Source organism: Martinezella tropici (assembly GCF_008370325.1).
Lineage (GTDB): Bacteria > Pseudomonadota > Alphaproteobacteria > Rhizobiales > Rhizobiaceae > Rhizobium > Rhizobium tropici_B.
The window spans coordinates 356,186-378,754 of the sequence record NZ_VNIP01000004.1 but is presented as its reverse complement, the minus strand read 5'-3'; the positions used below and the strand labels follow the sequence as shown (position 1 = coordinate 378,754).

Annotated in this window: 20 protein-coding genes; 12 read left to right on the top strand and 8 right to left on the bottom strand. The window is 60.1% G+C overall.

Annotation, left to right across the window (positions count from 1 at the left end; genetic code table 11):
• Positions 1-952 precede the first annotated feature (952 nt).
• On the top strand, positions 953-1,789 hold the full coding sequence (locus FP026_RS07500; protein WP_246665278.1) for an SGNH/GDSL hydrolase family protein: 837 nt from the start codon (positions 953-955) through the stop codon (positions 1,787-1,789).
• Complete coding sequence (locus tag FP026_RS07495) at positions 1,789-2,658, top strand: NAD(P)H-binding protein (protein ID WP_149633989.1); 870 nt, start codon at positions 1,789-1,791, stop codon at positions 2,656-2,658. The genes FP026_RS07500 and FP026_RS07495 overlap by 1 nt, the downstream gene beginning before the upstream one ends.
• A gap of 40 nt (positions 2,659-2,698) precedes the next feature.
• Here FP026_RS07495 and FP026_RS07490 read toward each other — a convergent pair whose 3' ends face one another.
• Positions 2,699-3,298, bottom strand: a complete 600-nt coding sequence (locus FP026_RS07490) for a TetR/AcrR family transcriptional regulator (RefSeq protein WP_149633988.1) — start codon at positions 3,296-3,298, stop codon at positions 2,699-2,701.
• Between the two features lie 526 nt (positions 3,299-3,824).
• Here FP026_RS07490 and FP026_RS30165 point away from each other — a divergent pair.
• The gene (locus FP026_RS30165) at positions 3,825-3,998 is read left to right on the top strand and encodes a hypothetical protein (RefSeq protein WP_186450783.1); all 174 of its coding nucleotides are present in this window, start codon (positions 3,825-3,827) and stop codon (positions 3,996-3,998) included.
• Positions 3,999-4,180: 182 nt separating this feature from the next.
• On the opposite strand, the gene repC is transcribed toward FP026_RS30165, so the two are convergent.
• The 7 genes from repC to FP026_RS07455 form a co-directional block, all read right to left on the bottom strand.
• Positions 4,181-5,404: a plasmid replication protein RepC gene (repC, locus tag FP026_RS07485; protein WP_149633987.1), complete on the bottom strand. Its 1,224-nt coding sequence runs from the start codon at positions 5,402-5,404 to the stop codon at positions 4,181-4,183.
• 194 nt (positions 5,405-5,598) lie between these two features.
• Positions 5,599-6,633, bottom strand: coding sequence for a plasmid partitioning protein RepB (gene repB, locus FP026_RS07480; protein WP_149633986.1), 1,035 nt, complete (start codon positions 6,631-6,633; stop codon positions 5,599-5,601).
• Positions 6,630-7,853 (bottom strand): plasmid partitioning protein RepA, encoded by a 1,224-nt coding sequence (gene repA, locus FP026_RS07475; RefSeq protein ID WP_149633985.1) that lies wholly within the window; start codon positions 7,851-7,853, stop codon positions 6,630-6,632. Before repA ends, repB begins: the two co-directional genes overlap by 4 nt.
• A gap of 309 nt (positions 7,854-8,162) precedes the next feature.
• The gene (locus FP026_RS07470; RefSeq protein WP_149633984.1) at positions 8,163-8,708 is read right to left on the bottom strand and encodes a sarcosine oxidase subunit gamma family protein; all 546 of its coding nucleotides are present in this window, start codon (positions 8,706-8,708) and stop codon (positions 8,163-8,165) included.
• On the bottom strand, positions 8,701-11,631 hold the full coding sequence (locus FP026_RS07465) for a sarcosine oxidase subunit alpha family protein (protein ID WP_149633983.1): 2,931 nt from the start codon (positions 11,629-11,631) through the stop codon (positions 8,701-8,703). Before FP026_RS07465 ends, FP026_RS07470 begins: the two co-directional genes overlap by 8 nt.
• The gene (locus tag FP026_RS07460; protein WP_149633982.1) at positions 11,628-11,906 is read right to left on the bottom strand and encodes a sarcosine oxidase subunit delta; all 279 of its coding nucleotides are present in this window, start codon (positions 11,904-11,906) and stop codon (positions 11,628-11,630) included. Before FP026_RS07460 ends, FP026_RS07465 begins: the two co-directional genes overlap by 4 nt.
• A gap of 12 nt (positions 11,907-11,918) precedes the next feature.
• Positions 11,919-13,169, bottom strand: coding sequence for a sarcosine oxidase subunit beta family protein (locus FP026_RS07455; protein ID WP_149633981.1), 1,251 nt, complete (start codon positions 13,167-13,169; stop codon positions 11,919-11,921).
• Positions 13,170-13,257: 88 nt separating this feature from the next.
• On the opposite strand from FP026_RS07455, the gene FP026_RS07450 reads away from it, so the two are divergent.
• The 9 genes from FP026_RS07450 to FP026_RS07410 all read left to right on the top strand — a co-directional run bounded on the left by FP026_RS07450 (position 13,258) and on the right by FP026_RS07410 (position 22,566).
• Complete coding sequence (locus FP026_RS07450) at positions 13,258-14,217, top strand: GlxA family transcriptional regulator (protein ID WP_149633980.1); 960 nt, start codon at positions 13,258-13,260, stop codon at positions 14,215-14,217.
• Between the two features lie 78 nt (positions 14,218-14,295).
• Positions 14,296-14,979 (top strand): helix-turn-helix domain-containing protein, encoded by a 684-nt coding sequence (locus FP026_RS07445; RefSeq protein WP_149633979.1) that lies wholly within the window; start codon positions 14,296-14,298, stop codon positions 14,977-14,979.
• A 93-nt stretch (positions 14,980-15,072) separates the two neighbouring features.
• Positions 15,073-15,981 (top strand): class II glutamine amidotransferase, encoded by a 909-nt coding sequence (locus FP026_RS07440; protein ID WP_149633978.1) that lies wholly within the window; start codon positions 15,073-15,075, stop codon positions 15,979-15,981.
• A gap of 31 nt (positions 15,982-16,012) precedes the next feature.
• Positions 16,013-16,699, top strand: coding sequence for a GXGXG domain-containing protein (locus FP026_RS07435; RefSeq protein WP_149633977.1), 687 nt, complete (start codon positions 16,013-16,015; stop codon positions 16,697-16,699).
• Positions 16,700-16,714: 15 nt separating this feature from the next.
• Positions 16,715-18,043, top strand: a complete 1,329-nt coding sequence (locus FP026_RS07430) for an FMN-binding glutamate synthase family protein (protein ID WP_149633976.1) — start codon at positions 16,715-16,717, stop codon at positions 18,041-18,043.
• A gap of 77 nt (positions 18,044-18,120) precedes the next feature.
• A complete protein-coding gene (glnT, locus tag FP026_RS07425; RefSeq protein WP_149633975.1) occupies positions 18,121-19,428 on the top strand; it encodes a type III glutamate--ammonia ligase in 1,308 nt (435 codons plus the stop codon).
• Between the two features lie 99 nt (positions 19,429-19,527).
• On the top strand, positions 19,528-20,412 hold the full coding sequence (purU, locus tag FP026_RS07420) for a formyltetrahydrofolate deformylase (RefSeq protein WP_149633974.1): 885 nt from the start codon (positions 19,528-19,530) through the stop codon (positions 20,410-20,412).
• 3 nt (positions 20,413-20,415) lie between these two features.
• Complete coding sequence (folD, locus tag FP026_RS07415; RefSeq protein ID WP_149633973.1) at positions 20,416-21,321, top strand: bifunctional methylenetetrahydrofolate dehydrogenase/methenyltetrahydrofolate cyclohydrolase FolD; 906 nt, start codon at positions 20,416-20,418, stop codon at positions 21,319-21,321.
• A gap of 111 nt (positions 21,322-21,432) precedes the next feature.
• On the top strand, positions 21,433-22,566 hold the full coding sequence (locus FP026_RS07410; protein ID WP_149633972.1) for an aminomethyltransferase family protein: 1,134 nt from the start codon (positions 21,433-21,435) through the stop codon (positions 22,564-22,566).
• Positions 22,567-22,569: the final 3 nt, after the last annotated feature.

Below are 22,569 nucleotides of genomic sequence, written 5' to 3'. Positions count from 1 at the left end.
GGCGATGGCAGGGTTTGTCGCGCGCAGTGCTCGAGACATTCGAGATGAAGGCGCGCCAGATCAGCGATTGTACTTGGAGACCGGCACCAACGGTCTGGGTGCCAGCGCGCTCTATGAGAGCTCTGGCTACGTTTATCTCAATTCCATCGGCCAATGTCAGCCCGATCCTCTCTCGGTTTTCGTGACGGAGAGTCTGAAGTAGAAGTTTCTAATGGCTCTACTCAGGTTGGCCGCTTCAGCGGGACCGCCAAGCCTTCTCCCGTTACAATTGGTGCCTATAAGACCAAAATTTTCACGCCTTTAACTATCTGTTTTTTATGTGTCTTTTTATCATTACGGCAGCTACCGCGCTTATTACTTCCACTAGCCATACATTCCAGCACCGACGCCGAACAGAAGCCAGATTGGCCGGGACGTAATCTCGTCTGAACTCCTCGCCAAAACGCCGGCGATACCATTCGATTACGGATGCCGCTTGCAAAAGGACCGAATCGAGCGTCGAACCCGCCCGGGTCGGATATGCCCAGGAACCAAAGGGCGACGAACACTCGAATGTGGCGCAGGCTCGCGAGCTTAACGCTGTGGGATGCTAACGGATATTCGAGGAAGCTGCCAGTGGTGGGTATTGGACAGGCCGCAATTCCAGGGAGTGATCAGCCAGCTCGGCGAGGGCGGTGTCGCCGTTGCCTGGAAACTTGACCGATTGTCGCTCAACCTGAGGAGTTGCGGCCCCAAATGGAGAAAATCGAGGCGGCCGCTGCAGAGCCCGCTCGCTCATCGCGGCGATCGCCGGAACATGGACGGGCGAGACACTCGGCTCAAGAAACCTGAGTAACGCTTTCCAAATACATATTTTTAAACGGTTTTTTTGGCGTTCAAACGCGAGCTGACGATCAGTCACTTGCTGGCTAACTTGCCTACATCTGATCACAGCCATAAGGAACCTATCCCGATGAAAATGTCAAAAGAGCAAATGCATTGGATGGTGAAGGTCTTTCAACCTGAGAAGACGGTGGCGTCGCTTCCGGGGGCGGCATCGCTCACCGAGCAAGCTCGAGCGGCTTTGCTGGGTCTTGATCCGGAATACTATTCGACAGTGCTTGCCGAGCTCACTGCAGGTGCGAAAGCATCGGCGCGAATGCTCCTGGCCGAACCCGACAATGGAGCAATGGTTGACCGGCTACCGCTGCGCACAGATGCCCGAATCTTCGCTTTTGGCGACAGTCGGACATCAGATCCGCAGTCCTGGGCGATCATCCTGCAGGAATTGATTTCAGCCCGGCGACCGGACGACAATATATCGGTAGTGGCAAGCGCCATTAGCGGCGATACGACCACGCATGGCTTGGTCCGGTTCAGTGAAGTGCTTACCGGCCGCCCGGATTGGGTCCTGTTCTTCCTCGGACTGAACGACGCAAGGACACAAGGCCCCGAACCCACCAAGACGATTGTCCATCACCAAGAGACCGCCCGAAATCTCGCCGAACTTCGTTCCCGCGTCACGAGGGAAACGGGAGCGCGGTGCCTATGGATCACGCCCGTCGCGGTAAACGAAAACCAGGTGACCAAACATTGGGCACTGTCTCACTTCGGTGTGCACTTTCGCAATGACGACATCGCGCAGGTTGCAACCGCCATGCACGGTCTAGGTGATCCGGTCGTCGATCTGTTTCAGCGGCTCGATGCACCATCGCTGAACGAATTGCTAATGGAGGATGGGCTTCACTTCACGCAAGCGGGGCAGCAGCGAGTAGCCCTCGAGATCATTCGATCCTGGAGTGAGCTCTGATGAAATACCTTATCACCGGGGCTACCGGGAACATAGGCTCTCTCGTCACAGAGCGCCTTATCGGCGCCGGCGCGACGCCCTGCCTGCTCACCCGCAAACCCGAGAAAACACGGACGGTATTTGGCGACCGCGTAGAAATCCGGCTAGGCAACCTCGCAGGCTCGCGAACCGATTTGGCAGACGTGTTTCAAGGGTGTGACGCTCTTTTCCTGATCAACATCGGTCCTCATCTGGGAGAGCGGGACCGCACCTGCGCGCTGGCGGAACGAGATGCCGGCGTGCGGCATCTCGTCAAACTCTCAACGCTTGACGTCGAAACCGGCGTGGGAACCGGTCCCTGGCACGCGCGTGGAGAGGAGGCCATCCGGGCGAGTGGTGTGTACCATACCTTCATTCGATCATCGGCGCTCATGTCGAATGCCTTGAGTTGGGCAGACTCGATTCGCGACGATGGGGTGCTTTCCTCATCGACCGGCGACGGCAAGATTGCCTTCATACACCCCGACGATATCGCCGACGTCGTCGTGTCAATCTTGACTGGCAGGGAACCTCGGAACGAATCGCCAGTCATTACAGGCCCTGAAGCTCTGAGCTACAGGCGGATGGCGACGGCTATCGGGGAAGCGATAGGCATATCCGTCCGCTACGAAACCCTGTCTGATGCCGATGCGATGACGGACGCGCTGTTGTGGGCCGATCACGCGTATGCGGAGGCGTTGGTCGATATCTGGCGGGCCATTCGCGAGGGCCGGCTCGCCACTGTCAGCGATGGTGTACAGCAACTGCTCCGGCGCCCACCAAAGAATTTTGGTGATTGGATCGACGAAAACGTCGGGTATTTTGCCAAAAAGGCGGGCCGATCCCAATGAACCTATGCCTTGCTTTGACATTGTTCGGTTTAAAGGCGACTTATCGACCTAACTCGCGATGGGTGGACAGGTAGGCGAGGGTCGCCTTCACCGCTTCGCCCTTGGCCTCGCGGGACGTGAATGGCGACAATGTCGCCGCGTGGACGACACCTTCGACCAGACTCGGCAGGACAAACAAGATGCGGTTGATGTTTTCAGAGCCGCTTTGAGCGATGGCCTGCTCAAACACCGATCGCAATGCATGGCGAAAATGCTCCGGACCCTCATTGACCGACGCGGAAATCAGCTGGTGTAATTCTGTCTCGACGCAATGTAGATCGACAAGTTCCTCAACCAACTCGACCGCAAATCTGCTGAAGGACGATGACTCATGTGCACCGACATAGCGCCCCAGCAAGTTTCGAACGTCTTCGACATGGCGCTCATGCAAAGCACTAAAAATCGATCTTTTGTCCGGAAAATACTGATACAGTGAGCCGATACTCACTCCTGCGACCTCGGCAATGCGGTTGGTCGTGACATATCCGGCCCCGTGCCGTTTCACGACCAGAGGGACGGCAGCAAGGACGGCCTCTACAGTCTGCCGAGAGCGATGTTGCCTGGGAATGCGCCGCGCCGAAATGTTGTCGGTACTCATCATTCGTTGAATATACCGAGCTGATATGGGCCGGTAAAGGGCGACGCAGGACAGGGTAGAGCTCGATCGACGGTCGTTTTCGCCAACTGGGTGGCGGAAGCGGAAGAACGAACAAGCAGTTGCGTTCGGGGAATGGCTAAGTCTGCGTTCTTATCCGCAAAGAAGGTCGAAAGCTGCCGATTCAAGGCGATAGTGCCGACCGTGAATCCGTGTCTGAATAATGCACAGGGGCCAAGTAAAACAATGATCGGCCTTTGGCGCCGGTTCCAGGATCAAAATCTCGCCCAGCCTTCGCCGGATGACTGGAGTCGAGGAAGGAGAGGGGAGAGAAATGCCATTCTTCTTGCCGAAAGGAGATATGCGATCATCGATCGTATCGGCTCCCGATCCGCCGCTCCTTTTCCATGAAGCATCATCGAAGCATTACAAATTTGTAAGCATGCTATTCATTTTCAGTTAAGTCGAATTGGGGCATCAAAGTCAGGCGTTATCGCGCAGCATCAACCCCCCAGTGCTTACGAGGACCAACATGAAAAACCTGCTTCTTGCTTCCGCAATCGCCCTGGCATCCGTCGTCGCCGTCAGCGCCCCGTCCCAGGCAGCTCCGTTCCACCGCCATCATCATCGGGACTGCTTCGTCAAGACCGTGAAGCACAAGGTTCACGGTCATTGGGTTATTCGCAAGGAACGCGTCTGCCGTTAAACCTCCTGCATGCATGCACCGTCGATCATCTTCGACGGGAGACGCTCGGCCACAGCTAAATCTTTCCGCTGTGGCCGTATCGTTTGTGAGAACGCCAAACAGCTCTATCTGTCGCCGACCTCATTCGGCCAAACCTATCATCGCAAGCGAACAAGCTTCGGCGCGTCCCGAGACCGCTTACCTCATGAGGCCTTTCCCGTCACATGGTCGCCATGGCCGTTTGCCCGGAGCAAAGCCATGATTGCCGGTCCGACGGAAAACTCGCCGCGTTTCGCCTTCATCGTGAGATCCCGCAGATACGCGCCGGCGGAGTTGATGTGCCCCGACCGTTCAAGAATGCAGGCGACTGTCGTCGCGGCGTTCTCAGGTCCCATCGCCTCGCAGGCATCCTGATAGGCCGAAGGGCTGACGCCCAGCATCGATCGAACCACGATGGCGGCGGACATCAGCTCCAGCCAATTGCTGATAGCCCCATTCGGCCCGTAGGCAATAATCTCCGGGCAAGCTTTCAGCACCAAACCCAACGGGAACGTTCGCATCGTCTCGCTGTGCGGCTCGTTTTTCCTCTCAGGCGTCGCCCCCAGCTCTTTTCGAGAGCTTGGTTCAAGTTCATAGATGGATTCGGGATTTGAATTCTGTGTGTGGCGCTCATTATGAGCATCATTGGTGCTGTTATTTGTAGCTTTTTGCTGATTTTCCAGAAGGTTGACGATCTCGTTTCGCAGAAGTTCCATCTCTTCGAGGATACCGGCAACCTCTGACATCGCGGGAGAACGCGGAAGGCGCCTGACAAGGCGGATGTAGATATCTTCGATCATTGCCCAGTTGCCCGCGGCACCTTCCTCGATCGCAGCCGTAATGAGCTTTCGCACATCGCGCCGGCAGATCGTCAGGCTTTCCTTGGCACGCCGGAACGCTAGGCGATCCGCTGCCACCTTTTGCGCCATGCCTGCAAGTTCCTCTGCCCGCAGCAGAAGCGGCGAAATGTCGAAGCCGAAAGCGTTTTCGATCTCACCCGCCCTGTCCTTCCTGGCATAGCGCTTGCCATTGGCGCTGTCCTTCCGAACAATCAGCCCAGCCTCCACGAGAAGCGCGAGATGCCTGCGAAGTGTCGCCCCGGCAATGCCGTGGGCACGTAAGGTCAGCTGCGCATTGGAAGGGAAGACGATAAGCTGCGCGTCCTGGCGGAGCTCGTTATCGGGATAAAAGCTCAGCAATGCGTCGAGTACCGCCAGGCTGCGATCCTGCAATCCCAGCAGTTCTCTGGCCTCGGATGCATCCCGAAAGACCTTCCATTTGTCGGCCGTCTTGCCAGGCGCGATCTCGGCCGTGGCAACCTGCCGCCGCACCAAGGCAAGCGACATCGGCCGCCGCCCGAAGGGCGTCGTCACACTTCCATTTTGCATTTCCCTCACCCTCGCAAGGCAAAAGAAATCCGCTCACCAAAAACGGTGCCAAAAACGCTTGACTGTGATTCGTGGAAATGCGATTCTTCAGTTGCTACATTGAAGAGAAGGCTTCCACGACGGCAACGTTTGGGGGCCTTTTTTCTTTTGCTAGGCTTCCTTTCCGATCTGAAAACCCTGACACCTGTCAGGGGTTATGCTTTCTTCCGGCGAGTGAAGCGCTCGACCAGGCCGGGCAGCTCCTCCTCGACAAACTTTATGAATTCTGTTCCCAGCTTACCTTCGCCGGAGATCCGCATTTCACGAGGCAATACCACGCACGCTCCCAGCCTCATTCCCGACGCATCGGAAATCGGCACCTGGGTATTGCGCGAACCGGCGCGGGGCTTGATCGCATTCAACGCCAGCTGGAATCTCTCGTCCGAGGTTTCCTTTGCCTCACTTGCATCGGACAGAGCGGCACGCACCGCCTGCAGCGCATCCTGTCGTGCCGAGACTGTCTTCGCCAGTTCCAGCCAACGCGGGCGACCAACCTTCGGCGCCCTGCCGATCGCTTCGATCACATCGGCCGGGACCGCTCGATAGACGCTGCGCATCCGGGCAAGCTCGGCATCCTCGATCGAGAGTGCCGCATAGATGTGCCGCGCTTTGATGCCGGCATCGTCCATGCGCGAGGCGAACAACGCCCGCTCGATCCATGTCAGATCCTGCCTGCTGGCATTCTCGATGCCCTGCGCGAGGACGAGATCGAGATCCGAAATCTCGACTTCTATGGCCCGGACACTACGGCCAAGCTCTAGAGCAGCCCGCCATCTGCGATGACCGTAGACCACCTGATATCGGTCGGCCGCGGACGGGTGTCGGCGGACCTGGATCGGGATCTTCTGGCCTTCCTCCTCGATCGAGCGCTTGAATCTCTCGAAATCTTGGGGGTTGTCGTCCGGCAGACGATCCGGATAGGGGGATGGATCGATGATCTGGGGATCCAGATCCTGTATCCAGCCTTCACCGGATTCGACGATGGCTCGCAGCCGATCACGTTCCGCGCGAATATCGCCAATCGCGCGGTGCGCGGCCCCAATGACGCCCGCCCCGACACGACCCGGCTGCGCCGCGGGGGCGGGGGCGGGGGCCGGCGAAGGTTGTTCAACGGAAGCTTCGCTGCTTTCCAATTCGGCTGAAAGAAGGCCGAAACTTGCGACGATCGATTTTCTCGGGCTCTTGCTCATCCACGCCCCCAACTTGTGTTGATGAGTTGAACGATCGCCTCGTTGACCGCATCCACGGCCTCCCGCGCGCGCTTTTGGGTATCGCGACCGATCTGGCCCATCTCGAGTTCGTAAACAGAGCGTTTGGCAAGACCGGCGGCTTCGACGGCGGTGCTTTCGATCGCCGTCGGCAACAGGACATCGGAGCCGAACAGATGGCGCAGCATCGCAACCACCTGCGACTGCGGCGCATCGTTCGGATCGTGGCGCGTAATCAGATAGCGAATGAAATCCTGGTCGAGCTGGGCGCCGCTTTCATTGAGCACGCTGATCAGATCGCCCATCATTAGCAGGAATTGGCTCATCGATGCCACATCGAGCATGGCCGGATGCACCGTGATGATCATGCTTGTCGCCGCGTAGATCGCGCTCAGCGTCAGGAAGCCTAGCGAGGGGGGCGTATCCAGGATGACGATATCATAATCCCCTTCGACCTCGGCAAGCGCAAGCTTGAGCCGCTCGAAGAAGATGGCGCCGGCACCCGATTTCTGCGCCAGAACACGAGGGGTCTCATGTTCATACTCCATGACCTCCAGATTGCCCGGAATGAGGTCGATACCATCAAAATAGGTCTTGCGGATGATCTCGCGGATCGAGCGTCTTTCGGCCTGGTCATATCTCAAGGCCGCATAGATGGTCTCGTTTGCACCGACATCGACTTCCGGCTGCGCTCCGAACATGGCCGAAAGCGACGCCTGCGGATCGAGGTCGAGCGCAAGCACGCGATAGCCGTGAAGCGCAAGATAATGCGCGAGATGAACGCAGGTGGTCGTCTTGGCGCTTCCGCCTTTGAAATTAGCGATCGCCAGCACTTGAAGATGTTCGCCCGGGCGGCGACGCGGCAGGAAACGCAGGGCATCCGAAGGCTTCTGCTTTGCAAACAGCTCACGCAATTCATTGATCTGTGCGAGCGTGTAGACCCGATGATTGTTCTCCAATCGGCTGGGCGTCGGGCCTCGACCCTCGCTCGACATCAGTTTCAGGGTCGAATCCGGGATCGATGTCAGCTTGGACACTTCGTTGGTCAGGAACTGCCTGAGTATTTTTTCGGACTTCGGCGGATACATCCGGGTTCTGAGCTGCTGCAGCTGGCCCGACAGCAGATTTGCATGGCGCGCGATCTTGCCGCCTGCATCTTCCTTGGAAGGAGCTATTGTCTCCGTGCGTTCTGCTATCGCCATTTGTTCCTCTTGGCGGCCTAATGCCGGTTTGCCGACCTATGCCCGACAAACGATAGAACACGATTCTGTCAGGCCGTCCAGAGATTAAGGCGTAATGGCTGATCAGCGTATGACGAAATCATATCAGGCCAAAGACATTTATCCATTTGATTTCGTTATATTTCCTTCATCGCATCGTAACAGTTGCCCGATGCGGTTACCCACACTTTTGGTAGCAAATGCGAGATATAACTGAATAAGCAACGCTCTCGGTATCGATGCGGACGGCACGGCGGGAGCGAATCACCGCCGTCGGCAGGGCAATATCATTCAGGATGCGAGGCGCTCGGCGCCATGGGCAAGAGCCAGCTCTTCGAGCTCCTCATAGAGCGATTCCGCAAAGCTGCGCAGCACGGTCAGCTCGAAATCGTCCGAGCCGGTGCGCATGAGCTGCATCGAGATGTGATCGAAAAGCGTCATCGCCGTGCTTCCCTCGGGGAAAGCTGATGGATGCAGATCGACGGCAGTGCCTTTGTTGAGCACTTGAGTGGCGTTGAGGCCCGATACGCGGATACGGACACGGCCGTGGCTTTGGTCGGAGATGAAGGCGCGGCCCGCAAGCGCCCCGGTCAATGCCCGCAGATGAACATCGGAGACCCGATCATTGCCGGCGATGAACCATTGCCGGTAGCCGGCCGGGCGCACGGAGCTTTCCTTAAGGCCGGCCGCAAGAAGATGTGCCTCGATCTCCTCTGTCGTCGTCACGCCCATGACATGCAGAAGATGGCCCTCGGGCAGGGCCTCCAGCCGGATCGTGTCGCCACCCAAAGCGGTCTTGCCGGCAAGGGCCGGTCTATATATGGGCAAATCAGGCATGGAGCTTCTCGTTCTGAGGGTCGATGAAGACGGGGCTGCAGATCACCGCATCCGTGTATTCGTTTCTAAGGCCATTCCAGACAGTGACCCTTTCGCCGATGCGCTCCGGTCCGTTCTTGACCAAGGCTAGCCCGATCGTATGGCCGAGGCTCGGCGAAAAGGCGCTTGACGTGACGTAGCCCTGATCATTTTCGAGCGTCGCTGTCGCGCCATCCGCCAGGATATGGGCGCCAGTGCGGAAACTTGCGGCCGCGTCCAGCGGCTTGATACCGACGAGGCGCGGACGATCCGCGGCATGAAGCCCATCGCGGGCGAGCATCGCCTTGCCGATGAAATCAGGCTTCGTCGTCGAGACCATCCGGGCAAAGCCGAGATCGCCCGGTGTCACCGTGCCGTTGATCTCCGCGTGGGTGACATGGCCCTTTTCGATGCGCAGGACACCAAGCGCCTCGGCGCCATAAGCGCAGATCTCATGTTTCCGACCCGCCTGCATGATGGCATCGGCGACGAACTCGCCAACCGCCGCGGGTACGCCAAGCTCATAGGCGAGCTCACCGGAAAAGGATATGCGGAAAAGCCGGCCCTCAAGCTTGCCGCCGAATAGCGAAACCGTGCGCGCGCTCATGAACGGAAAGGCGGCATCGGAGATGTCCTCGTCGACGATCTCGGAGAGGATTGCGCGCGATTTTGGGCCTGCCACCGCCATCTGCGCCCATTGGTCGGTCGAGGAGGCAAAATAGACCTCGAGCTCGGGCCACAGCGTCTGGGCACAGAATTCCAGATGCATCAGCACGCCGGCTGCAAGCGCCGTCGTCGTGGTCATGAAGAAGTGCTCGTCGCTCAGGCGGCTTGTGGTGCCATCGTCATAGATCATGCCGTCCTCGCGCAGCATGATGCCGTAGCGCGCTTTGCCGACTGGCAGCTTGGCGAAGCCGTTGCAATAGATGCGGTCGAGGAAGGTTGCGGCATCCTTGCCGAAGATTTCGATCTTGCCGAGTGTCGAGACATCGCAGATGCCGGCATTCTTGCGAATGTTCAGCACTTCGCGATCCACACTTTCGCGCCAGGTCTTTTCACCGTCGCGCGGAAACCAGGACGACCGATACCAGAGGCCCGTCTCCACGAAGATCGCGCCATTCTTCTTCGCCCACTGGTGTAAAGGGGATTTGCGCGCGGGTTGGAAGTGCTTGCCGCGCGAGGCGCCCGTCAGCGCCCCGAAAGAGACCGGCGTATAGAAGGGCCGGAACGTTGTGGTGCCGACTTCGGCCGGCGAGACGCCACGGGCCTCGGCGAGGATGCCGATGGCGTTGATATTGGAGAGCTTACCCTGATCGGTCGCCATGCCGTTGGTCGTGTAGCGCTTGGCAAGCTCGACATCGCCGTAGCCCTCACGAACGGCAAGGCCGAGATCCTTGAGGTGCACGTCGTTCTGATAGTCGACGAAGGCCTTGCCCTTGCCGCCTTTGACGAACCAGAGTGACTTGGCAGCGGGCAGTGCTTCCTCCGTTGACGCAAAGGCCGGGGCAATCTTGCCAAAACCGATTGCCTCCAGCGCCTCAGCAGCTTTGATCGCTCCGTCGCCAAGGCAGCTATCCGTAGAGGCAAGGCCGGCCGCCGAGCCGGCAATCAGCAAGCCATCCTGTCTTTCCGGCGCGAGGAAGGCCGCATGCTTTTCCGACCAGACGGGCTTGGCGCCGCGATGGCAGGCAAGGTGAATGATCGGGCTCCAGCCGCCGGACATGGCGAGCGCATCGGCCTCGATATGCTGTGTGCCCGACCCGCTCGCAATGCTGACCCGACGCAGCTGCTTTCCACCAAGCGCATCGACAATGCATGCACCGGTCAGCACCCGCGCCTTGCCGTTCCAGTGGCTGCCATCGGCGCGCGTATCGACGATGGCAGCCACTTCGACACCTGCGACCTCGAGGTCAGCGGCGGTCCGGTAGCCGGAATCGTTGGTCGTGAAGACCACGGTGCGCTTGCCGGGAGCAACAGCCTGGCGGTTCAGGTAGCTGCGCATGGCGCCTGATATCATCACGCCTGGAATATCGTTGCCGCCGAATACGAGCGGCCGCTCCTCGGCGCCGGTCGCAAGGATCGCCTGCTTGGCGATGATGCGCCAGAGGCGTTCGATCGGCTGGCGCGGATCGGGCGCTGCCACATGCTTCTGGACGCGTTCGACCGCGCCGAAGACGTTATCGTCATACCAGCCGATAACGGTCGTGCGCGGCAGGCATTGCACGTTCGGCAGGCTGTCGAGCTCGTCCAACATGCCCTTGAGCGACGAACTGCGCTCTTCGAGTAAACTGCCGCCGAGAGCAAAGCCTTCATCGGCGAGGAGAACGCGCGCTCCGGCGCGCCCCGCCGTCAGCGCCGCGGCAAGGCCTGCGGGTCCGGCGCCAATCACGAGCAGATCGCAATGCGCCCAGCATTTCTCGTAGGAATCGGGATCGGCTTCATAGGAGGCCTTGCCGAGACCGGCCGCATTGCGGATCAGTGGTTCGTAGACCTTCTCCCAGAAGGCGGCAGGCCACATGAAGGTCTTGTAGTAGAAGCCGGCGCTCAAGAAGGGCGAGAGCAGCCCGTTGACGGCACCGACATCGAAGCCGAGTGAGGGCCAGCGGTTCTGGCTGCGGGCGATCAGCCCATCATGGAGCTCGATCATGGTGGCACGGGTGTTGGCCTCCGTTCGCCCACCTGTGCCGGTCGTGACAAGTGCATTGGGCTCGGCAGCACCCGCTGTCAGGATGCCGCGCGGCCTGTGATATTTGAAGCTGCGGCCGACAAGCTGGATACCGTTGGCGAGCAGAGCGGAAGCAAGTGTGTCGCCGGGATAACCGCTCAAATCCCGGCCGTCAAAACGAAAGGCAACGGTTTTGGAGCGGTCGATCAGGCCGCCGGAGGAGAGGCGATAGCTACTCATGCGCCACCTCCAAGTTTGACAAGAGCTGCGTCGCTGACGCCATGGACCTTGTGGGTGACGGTGTCACGTTCGACGATCAGCCAGCGGCGGCAGCCGGAGGAATGGTGCCAATATTCCTTGTGCAGCCCTTTTGGGTTGTCGCGCAGGTAGACGTAGTCGAACCAGTCTTCCGCGCCGGCATCCGGGGCGGGGCGGCTGAGGCTCGCATCGCCCTTGATGGTGAATTCTTCCTTGGGCCGGGTGCCGCAGTGAGGGCAGGAAATCAGGCTTGCCATGTCGTCATGTCCTCAATGCAGGTTCGGTTGGGCGCCAGCGCCCTTTTCATCGATCTGATAGCCGCGCCGGAATCGATCGAGGCGCAGCTGCCGGGCCGTCTCATGCGGCTCGTTGCGGGCGATGAGATGCGCGTAGCAATAGCCCGATGCCGGCGTCGCCTTGAAGCCGCCATAGCACCAGCCGGCGTTCAGATAGAGATTGTCGATATGGGTTCGGTCGATGATCGGAGAGCCGTCCATGCTCATGTCCATGACGCCGCCCCAGCTGCGCAGGTAGCGCACCCGCGTCAGCGCCGGGATCATCGCCACGCCCGCTTCCGCGACATGCTCGACGGTCGCGAGATTGCCGCGCTGGGCATAGGAATTGTAGCCGTCGATATCACCGCCAAAGACGAGGCCGCCTTTGTCAGACTGCGAGACGTAGAAATGCCCGGCGCCGAAAGTGACGACGCAATCGATGAACGGCTTCAGGCCCTCGGAGACGAAAGCCTGCAGCACATGGCTTTCGATCGGCAGGCGCAGGCCCGCCATGTCGGCGACGACGGTGGAATTGCCGGCCACCGCCAGCGCCAGCTTGCCACAGCCGATGAAGCCCTTCGTGGTCTCGACGCCTAAGACTCGGCCATTCTCGGAACGAATACCGGTCACTTCACAGCCGGTGATGATGTCGACGCCGCGGCTGTCGGCACCGCGGGCATAGCCCCAGGCAACGGCATCGTGGCGAACCGTGCCGCCGCGCTGCTGCAATAGCCCGCCCATGATCGGGAAGCGGGCGTTTTCAAAATCCAGGAAGGGCAGCTTCTTGCGAACGGCCTCACGATCGAGCAATTCGGCATCGACGCCGTGCAGGCGCATGGCGTTGCCGCGCCGCGTATAGGCGTCGCGCTGCGCATCCGAATGGAAGAGATTGAGCACGCCGCGCTGCGAGACCATGGCGTTGAAGTTGAAGTCCTGCTCCAGCCCTTCCCAAAGCTTCATCGACAGCTCGTAGAAGGGATTGTTGCCGGGCAGCAGATAGTTCGAGCGGATGATGGTGGTGTTGCGGCCGATATTGCCGGAGCCGAGGTAGCTCTTTTCCAGAACGGCAACATTGGTGATGCCGAAGGTCTTGGCGAGATAATAGGCTGTCGCCAGCCCGTGGCCGCCACCACCGACGATGATGACGTCATAGTGTGGTTTCGGTTGCGGCTGGCGCCAGGCGGGCGCCCAGCCGGTATTGCCGCGAAGGCCGTTGAGGAAAACTGAGAGAGCCGAATAGCGCATGGTTCGATCCGCTTGGAATTCCATTCATGATGACAGAGTGGAAAATACTGACTTGCCCAATTAGGACCTATTTCGATAGAAAAGGGACATGGCTTCGATCGACGCAAGAAATAGCCAGTCCATTGGCTTCATCCTGATCCCGGGATTCGCGCTGATGTCGTTTGCGTCCGCGAGCGAGCCGTTGCGCGCCGCCAACCTCCTGGCCGGGCGCGAAATCTATCGACTGTCGATCTTTTCCCCGGATGGCATTTCGGCCGAATCTTCGGGCGGCGTGCGAGTGCCGGCCGAGCCTCTTCCGGGTCGCGGATCCGGGCTCGGCACGGTCTTTATCTGCGCCGGCGGATCGCCGCGCGATTGGCACTATCCAGCGGTTTTCGCCTGCCTTCGCCAGCTGGCGCGCGAGGGCGTCCGGATCGGCGGCATCTCAGGCGGCCCCTATCTGCTTGCCGCCGCCGGGCTTCTGGCCGAGCGCGATTTCACCATTCACTGGGAGCATGCGCCGGCCTTGCTGGAAGCCTTTCCAGCGCTTTCGCCGCGTCAGGCGCGTTTCGTGATCGACGGCAATCGCATCACCTGCGGCGGCGGCATTGCGCCGCTCGACATGATGCATGTCCTGATATCCGAGCGCATGGGCGCCGATTTTGCACGGCGCGTCAGCGACTGGTACCTGCACACCGAAGTCGGTGAACCGACGGCGCCGCAGCGCGGTTCGCTTGCCGAACGCTATGGCGTTCACCACCCGGGCCTGCTGAGCGTGCTCGAAAAAATGGGGGAGACGATCGAGATGCCGCTCGACCGCACGGCCATGGCGCGGATTGCCGGCGTCACGCCGCGCCATCTCGACCGGCTGTTTGCCGCGCATCTCGGCTCGACATTCCTCGAGCAATATCGGCGAATAAGGCTGCAGCATGCCCGGCGGCTCCTGGAGCAGAGCCCGCTTTCGATTTCCGAAATCGCCATCGCCACAGGCTTTTCCAGCGGCGCGCATTTCTCCCGGGCCTACCGCTCTCTTTATGGGATAGCACCCGGCGAAACTCGTCGCGCCTGATTTTCGTGGCAGTTGAGGAAATTTCACTGAGAGGATAGAGTCCTTCCCAGCAAGCCCTGCCGGCAAAAAGGATATCGAATGAAAACCAAGGCAGATAAAATATCGGCCGACGACCAATCCCATGCTGGGCGGTCGGCTTTTTTGCAGGATCCGCATGCGGTTCGCGAACCGAAGGAAAACAATCTCGAAATGGCGATCGGCCACGAGGTCCGCGCCTATCGCAAGAAGCTCGGCATAACCGTGACGGATCTTGCCGCCGCGACCGGCATCTCGCTCGGAATGCTGTCGAAGATCGAGAACGGCAATATCTCGCCGTCGCTGACGACGCTGCAATCGCTGTCGCGTGCCCTCGGTGTGCCGCTGACCGCCTTCTTCCGCCGGTACGAAGAGCCGCGCAACGCCGTCTTCGTCAAGGCTGGCCAGGGGGTGGAGCTCGAGCGCCGCGGTACGCGCGCCGGCCATCAATATAATCTCCTCGGCCATATCGACAACAATTCGAGCGGTGTCATCGTCGAGCCCTATCTCATCACGCTGACGGCGGATTCCGATGTCTTCCCCACGTTCCAGCACGAAGGCATGGAGTTCCTTTATATGCTGGAAGGCGAGGTGATGTATCGTCACGGCGATCAGCTCTATCCGATGCAGCCGGGCGACAGCCTCTTCTTCGATGCCGACGCGCCGCATGGGCCGGAAGTGCTGGTGAAACTGCCGGCGAAATACCTGTCGATCATCAGTTACCCACAACGCGGCAAGACCGACTGACTTGCCTTAAAAGAAAAAAATATTCTTTTGAGTTGAAAAATCGTATCGGACCTGATAGCCATTTTTGCAGATGCGAAAACGGAGGGTTTGGGCATGTGCGGAATTGTCGGTCTTTTCTTGAAGGATAAGGCGCTCGAGCCGAAACTCGGCGCGCTTTTGTCTTCCATGCTGATCACGATGACCGATCGCGGACCTGATAGCGCGGGCATTGCGATCTACGGCAACGATAGTGGCAATACGGCGAAGATCACCGTTCAGTCGGCCGATCCGGCCAAGGATTTCGACGGGCTGGAATATGAACTCCGGCGGGCGCTCGACGTTCCTGTGACGGTGGTGGTCAAGAGCACGCATGCGGTCATTACCCTTGCCAAGGACAAGCTCGAAGAGGGCAGGGCGGCCCTGACGGCATCGCGTCCGAATATCCGTGTCATGAGCAGCGGCGATACCGTCGAGATCTACAAGGAAGTCGGCCTGCCGAAGGATGTGGTCTCGCGCTTTGGGGTGACCGGCATGTCCGGCACACACGGCATCGGCCATACCCGCATGGCGACGGAATCGGCCGTGACCACGCTCGGCGCCCATCCCTTTTCCACCGGCTCGGACCAGTGCCTGGTTCACAACGGCTCGCTATCGAACCACAATAACCTGCGCCGCGAGCTCAAGCGCGAGGGCATGACCTTCGAGACGGAAAACGACACAGAGGTGGCCGCTGCCTACCTCACGGCCGAGATGGCGAAAGGCAAGGATCTCGGGGCGGCGCTCGAAAGCGCGGTCGATGATCTCGACGGCTTCTTCACCTTCGTCGTCGGCACCAAGTCCGGCTTTGGCGTCGTTCGCGACCCCATCGCCTGCAAGCCGGCGGTCATGGCCGAGACCGACCAGTATGTCGCCTTCGGCTCCGAATATCGTGCGCTCGTCAATCTCCCGGGCATCGAGGATGCGCGCATCTGGGAGCCGGAACCGGCGACCGTCTATTTCTGGGATCACGAAAAGGCTGCCTGATCAGAAGCGCCGCAATCGAGAGAGATCTTACATGCCAGTTTTCGACCTATCCGTCACGCCGCTGCGCGAACTCAACAGCGCTCTTCATGGCCTTCCCCCAGGCGCCAACGATCTAGCTTTCGAAGTCGTCAACCCTCGCGGCCATCATGCCGTCGCCGCCGGTATCGACGCACCGGTCACCGTCGATATCAAGGGTTCCGTCGGCTATTACTGCGCAGGCATGAACGATGGCGGTAACGTCACCGTGCACGGCTCGGCCGGCCCGGGCGTTGCGGAAAACATGATGTCCGGCAGTGTCGTGATCGAGGGTGATGCCAGCCAATATGCCGGGGCGACCGGACAGGGTGGCCTGCTCGTCATCAAGGGCAATGCCGCCTCGCGCTGCGGCATCTCAATGAAGGGCATCGACATCGTCGTCTACGGCAATATCGGCCATATGTCCGCCTTCATGGGGCAGTCCGGCCATCTGGTCGTGCTTGGTGACGCCGGCGATGCGCTGGGCGACAGCCTTTATGAGGCCAAGCTTTTCGTCCGTGGCTCGGTGAAAAGCCTTGGTTCCGACTGCATCGAAAAAGAGATGCGCCCGGAGCATCTGGAGAAGCTTGCCGAGCTTCTCGAGAAGGCCGGCGTGCGCGGCGTCAGGCCGGAAGAGTTCAAGCGCTATGGATCGGCGCGCAAGCTCTATAATTTCAACATCGACAATGCCGACGCGTACTAAGGCGAAGGGGACCTCATGAGCTACCACAATCCGCACACGCCGCCGCGCAAGTCCGCCACCTTCGACGATCACACGCTGGCGGAAATTCGCCGTGCGGCGGCGACCGGCATTTACGACATTCGCGGCGCTGGCACGAAACGCAAGGTGCCGCATTTCGACGACCTGCTGTTTCTCGGCGCGTCGATCTCCCGCTACCCGCTCGAAGGTTATCGCGAGAAGTGCGATACGACCGTCGTCCTCGGCAGCCGCTTCGCCAAGAAGCCGATCACGCTCAAGACGCCGATCACCATCGCCGGCATGAGCTTCGGTGCGCTTTCAGGCAACGCCAAGGAAGCGCTCGGGCGTGGCGCGACGCTCGCGGGCACCTCGACCACGACAGGCGACGGCGGTATGACAGACGAGGAACGCGGCCATTCGCAGACACTGGTCTATCAGTATCTTCCCTCGCGCTATGGCATGAACCCGAAAGACCTGCGCCGCGCCGATGCGATCGAAGTTGTGGTCGGGCAGGGGGCCAAACCCGGCGGCGGCGGTATGCTGCTCGGCCAGAAGATCTCCGACCGCGTCGCCAACATGCGTAACCTGCCGAAGGGTATCGACCAGCGCTCGGCATGCCGTCACCCGGACTGGACCGGCCCGGACGATCTCGAAATCAAGATCATGGAGTTGCGCGAGATTACCGATTGGGAAAAGCCGATCTATGTCAAGGTCGGCGGCGCGCGCCCCTATTACGACACCGCTCTGGCGGTCAAGGCTGGCGCCGACGTCGTCGTGCTTGACGGCATGCAGGGCGGCACGGCGGCGACGCAGGACGTGTTCATCGAAAATGTCGGCATGCCGACACTTGCCTGCATTCGTCCCGCCGTCCAGGCGCTGCAGGATCTTGGCATGCATCGCAAGGTGCAGCTCATCATCTCTGGCGGCATTCGCTCCGGGGCCGATGTCGCCAAGGCCCTGGCGCTCGGCGCCGATGCGGTCGCAATCGGCACGGCGGCGCTGGTTGCGATCGGCGACAACGATCCCAAGTGGGAAGAAGAGTATCAGAAGCTCGGCACGACGGCCGGCGCCTATGACGACTGGCACGAGGGCAAGGACCCGGCTGGCATCACGACCCAGGATCCGGAGCTCGCAAGCCGGCTCGATCCCATTGCAGCCGGCCGGCGCCTTGCCAATTATCTCAAGGTTATGACGCTGGAGGCGCAGACGATCGCCCGCGCTTGTGGCAAGAATCACCTGCATAACCTCGAGCCAGAGGACCTTTGTGCGCTGACGATGGAAGCTGCCGCCATGGCGCAGATTCCGCTTGCCGGCACCAACTGGTATCCGGGCAAGGGAGGCTTTTAACTTACCAGCCGGACCGAAAGGCCCGGCCGTCGCATGCATCATCGAAGTGTCTCGAAGAAATCCAAAGGGGAACGAGAATGACACTGGATCTTGCTGCCTTTGCAAAGGACAAAGGCATCAAATATTTCATGATCAGCTATACTGATCTTTTTTCCGGTCAGCGCGCCAAGCTGGTGCCGGCGCAGGCGATCGCCGGCATGCAGGAAGACGGGGCGGGCTTTGCCGGTTTTGCAACCTGGCTCGACATGACACCTGCCCATCCCGATCTTTTCGCCGTGCCTGACCCATCCTCCGTCATCCAGCTCCCATGGAAGAAAGAGGTTGCCTGGGTTGCTGCCGATTTGATGATGGATGGTGAGATCGTTGCCCAGGCGCCGCGCAATGTGCTGAAGAAGCTCGTCAGCCAAGCCGAGGCCGAAGGCAAGCGCGTCAAGACCGGCGTAGAGGCCGAATTCTTTCTCATCACCGCCGATGGCTCGAAAATCTCAGACGAATACGATACCGCTGAAAAGCCCTGCTACGACCAGCAGGCCGTCATGCGCCGCTACGACGTCATCGCCGAGATCTGCGACTATATGCTCGAACTCGGCTGGGGCGCCTATCAGAACGACCACGAGGATGCCAACGGCCAGTTCGAGATGAACTGGGAGTTCGACGATGCGCTGAAGACGGCCGACAAGCACTCCTTCTTCAAGTTCATGGTCAAGTCGGTCGCCGAGAAGCATGGCCTCAGGGCGACGTTCATGCCAAAGCCCTTCAAGGGTCTGACGGGCAACGGCTGCCATTGCCACATTTCGGTGTGGAGCAATGACGGCAGGACCAACGTCTTCGCCGACAGGGAAGCCGAATTTGGCTTGTCGGCCGAGGGCAAGCACTTCCTCGGCGGCATCATGAAACATGCCTCGTCGCTGGCGGCGATCACCAATCCGACCGTCAATTCCTACAAGCGCATCAATGCGCCGCGCACGACGTCGGGGGCCACCTGGTCTCCCAACACCGTGACATGGACCGGCAACAACCGGACCCACATGGTGCGCGTACCCGGTCCCGGCCGCTTCGAGCTGCGCCTGCCCGATGGTGCGGTCAATCCCTATCTGCTGCAGGCGGTCATCATCGCCGCGGGTCTTGACGGCCTGCGCAGCCGGGCCGATCCCGGACCGCATCACGATATCGACATGTATGCGGAGGGGCATCTCGTGAAGAATGCACCACGACTGCCGCTCAATCTTCTCGATGCTCTGCGGGCCTATGACGAGGACGAGGGGCTGAAGCAGGCGATCGGTTCGGAGTTCTCCGAAGCCTATCTGAAGCTCAAGCATCAGGAATGGAACGCCTACTGCTCGCATTTCACGCAGTGGGAGCGCGACAGCACGCTCGATATCTGAGTGCAGGGCGAACAAATGCCTGAATTGGCACATGCGCCGGAGCGGGATGCTTCGGCGCGACGGCGGGTTTCTGGCCGTGGACGGCAGAGGAAGATCACCATGACGAGCTATGTATTGACAGTGACGTGCAAGTCGACGCGAGGGATCGTCGCGGCGATCTCGAATTACCTGGCCGAGCAGGGCTGCAACATCGTCGATTCCAGCCAGTTCGACGATCTCGACACCGGCAAGTTCTTCATGCGCGTCTCCTTCATCTCCGAAGAAGGCGTCGGCGGACCGGCACTCGCCGAAGGCTTCAAGCCGATCGCCGAGAAGTTCGCCATGGTTTCAGAAATCCACGATGCCAAGAAGCGCATGAAGGTGCTGCTCATGGTCTCGCGCTTCGGCCATTGCCTCAACGATCTGCTCTATCGCTGGAAGATCGGTGCCTTGCCGATCGACATCGTCGGCGTCGTCTCCAACCATTTCGACTACCAGAAGGTCGTCGTCAATCACGACATCCCCTTCCACCACATCAAGGTGACGAAGGACAACAAGCCGCAGGCCGAAGCCCAGCTTCTGGAACTGGTCGAGCAGACCGGCACCGAGCTCGTCGTGCTCGCCCGCTACATGCAGGTGCTGTCGGATGCGCTGTGCCGGAAGATGTCGGGCCGCATCATCAACATCCACCATTCCTTCCTGCCGTCCTTCAAGGGCGCCAACCCTTATAAGCAGGCCTATGAGCGCGGCGTGAAGCTGATCGGCGCGACGGCGCATTATGTGACGGCCGATCTCGACGAGGGTCCGATCATCGAGCAGGACACGGCCCGCATCACGCATGCACAATCGGCCGATGATTACGTCTCGATCGGCCGCGACGTCGAGAGCCAGGTGTTAGCGCGCGCCATCCATGCGCATATCCACTTCCGCACCTTCCTCAACGGCAACCGCACCGTCGTCTTCCCGGCAAGCCCGGGATCCTACGCATCCGAGCGCATGGGGTGAACAATGGCGCTCGCGACAGTGATCGACGGGAGACAAGCGGCGGCTTCGGTGATCGAGGCTGTGAAGGCTGCGGCGGCGGGACTTGAGGCTGAGGCCGGTGTGAAGACCGGGCTTGCGGTCGTCATCGTCGGTGACGATCCGGCCAGCCACGCCTATGTGAATTCCAAGAGTAAAATGGCCAAGGAATGCGGCTTCAACTCCATCCAGCACACCCTGCCGGCCGAGACGACGCAAGGTGAGCTGACTGGCTTGGTGGCCTCGCTGAACGACGATCCGTCCATCCACGGCATTCTCGTACAGCTGCCGCTGCCGAAGCATCTGAATTCCGATGCGATCATCCAGTCGATCAAGCCAGACAAGGATGTCGACGGCCTGCATGTCGTCAATGCCGGCAAGCTGGCAACCGGCGATCTCGAAACCGGGCTGATCTCCTGCACACCGGCCGGCGCCATGCTTCTGGTGCGCCGGGTGCATGGCGAGGATCTCTCGGGTCTCAATGCCGTGGTCATCGGCCGCTCCAACCTGTTCGGCAAGCCGATGGCGCAATTGCTGCTTTCTGCCAATGCGACGGTCACGACGGCGCATTCGCGAACGAAGGATCTCGCCTCCGTTGCACGCGGTGCCGATATTCTGGTGGCGGCCGTCGGCCGTCCGGAGATGGTCAAGGCGGATTGGGTGAAGCCCGGTGCGACTGTCATCGATGTCGGCATCAACCGGATCGCGGCCCCTGAGCGCGGCGAGGGCAAGAGCCGGCTGGTGGGCGACGTCGCCTATGCGGAAGCCTCTGACGTTGCCGGAGCGATCACGCCGGTTCCGGGCGGTGTCGGCCCTATGACGATCGCCATGCTGATGGCCAATACCGTCATCGCTGCCCATCGTGCTGCGGATAAAAAACCGCCGAAGTTTTGAGCGAAAACACGATTCGGAGGTTGAGAAAAACCCTCGGATCGGCTTGCCAAGGCAGGAAAGACGATTATAGTCAGGAAATAAATATTCCATAGAAGAAAAAGAGGGAACGAAATGGCATTATCGTGGCGTTTCTCCGCCTTGGCGGACCGGCACCGTGCTCTCGGATCGAAGCTCGAGGACTGGAGCGGCATGGGAACCGCCTGGACCTACGACAAGGACATGTCGCAGGAGCATGTCGCGATCCGCACCAAGGCTGGCATCATGGATGTTTCCGGCCTCAAGAAGGTGCATCTGGTCGGGCCGCACGCCATTGCCGTGCTCGACTATATCACCACCCGCGACATGTCCAAGATCTATCCCGGCCGCTCGGTTTATGCCGCCATGCTCAACGATCGCGGTTACTTCACCGACGACTGCATCGTCTACCGCACGGGACCGAATTCCTGGATGCTGGTGCATGGTTCGGGCTCCGGCCACGAGGAACTCGTCAAGCAGGCCGCCGGCCGCAACTGTGCCGTCCTCTTCGACGACGATCTGCACGATCTGTCGCTGCAGGGACCCGTCGCGGTCGATTATCTCGCCAAATACGTGCCTGGGATCCGCGACCTCAAATACTTCCATCACATGCAGACGACGCTGTTCGGCGCGCCAGTGATGATCTCGCGCACCGGCTATACCGGCGAGCGCGGTTATGAGATCTTTGTTCGTGGCCAGGATGCGCCGATGGTCTGGGATCGCATCGTCGCGGAAGGCGAGGAGATGGGGATTATTCCCTGCTGCTTTAGCGTCCTCGACATGCTGCGGGTCGAAAGCTACCTGCTCTTTTATCCCTATGATAACTCGCAGATGTATCCTTTTGCCGACCAGCCGCCCGGCGACAGCCTGTGGGAACTCGGCCTCGACTTCACCGTTAGCCCCGGCAAGACCGGCTTCCGCGGTGCCGAGGAACATGCGCGCCTCAAGGGCAAGGAGCGCTTCAAGATCTTCGGCATGCTGATCGATGCCGACGGCCCGGCCGATCTCGGCGACGAGGTCTATGCCGAGGGCGAAAAGGTCGGTGTCATCACCTGCCCCTGCTATTCGACACTCACCGGGAAATCGATGGCGATCGCCCGTCTCGACGTCGACAAGGCCGTGCAGGGGACGAGGCTCGAAGTGCGAGGCAAGAGTCTGAAGGCGAGCGCGATTGCCCACACGCTGCCGTTCGACGATCCGGAAAAGAAAAAGAGGACGGCCATCGGCTAAGGA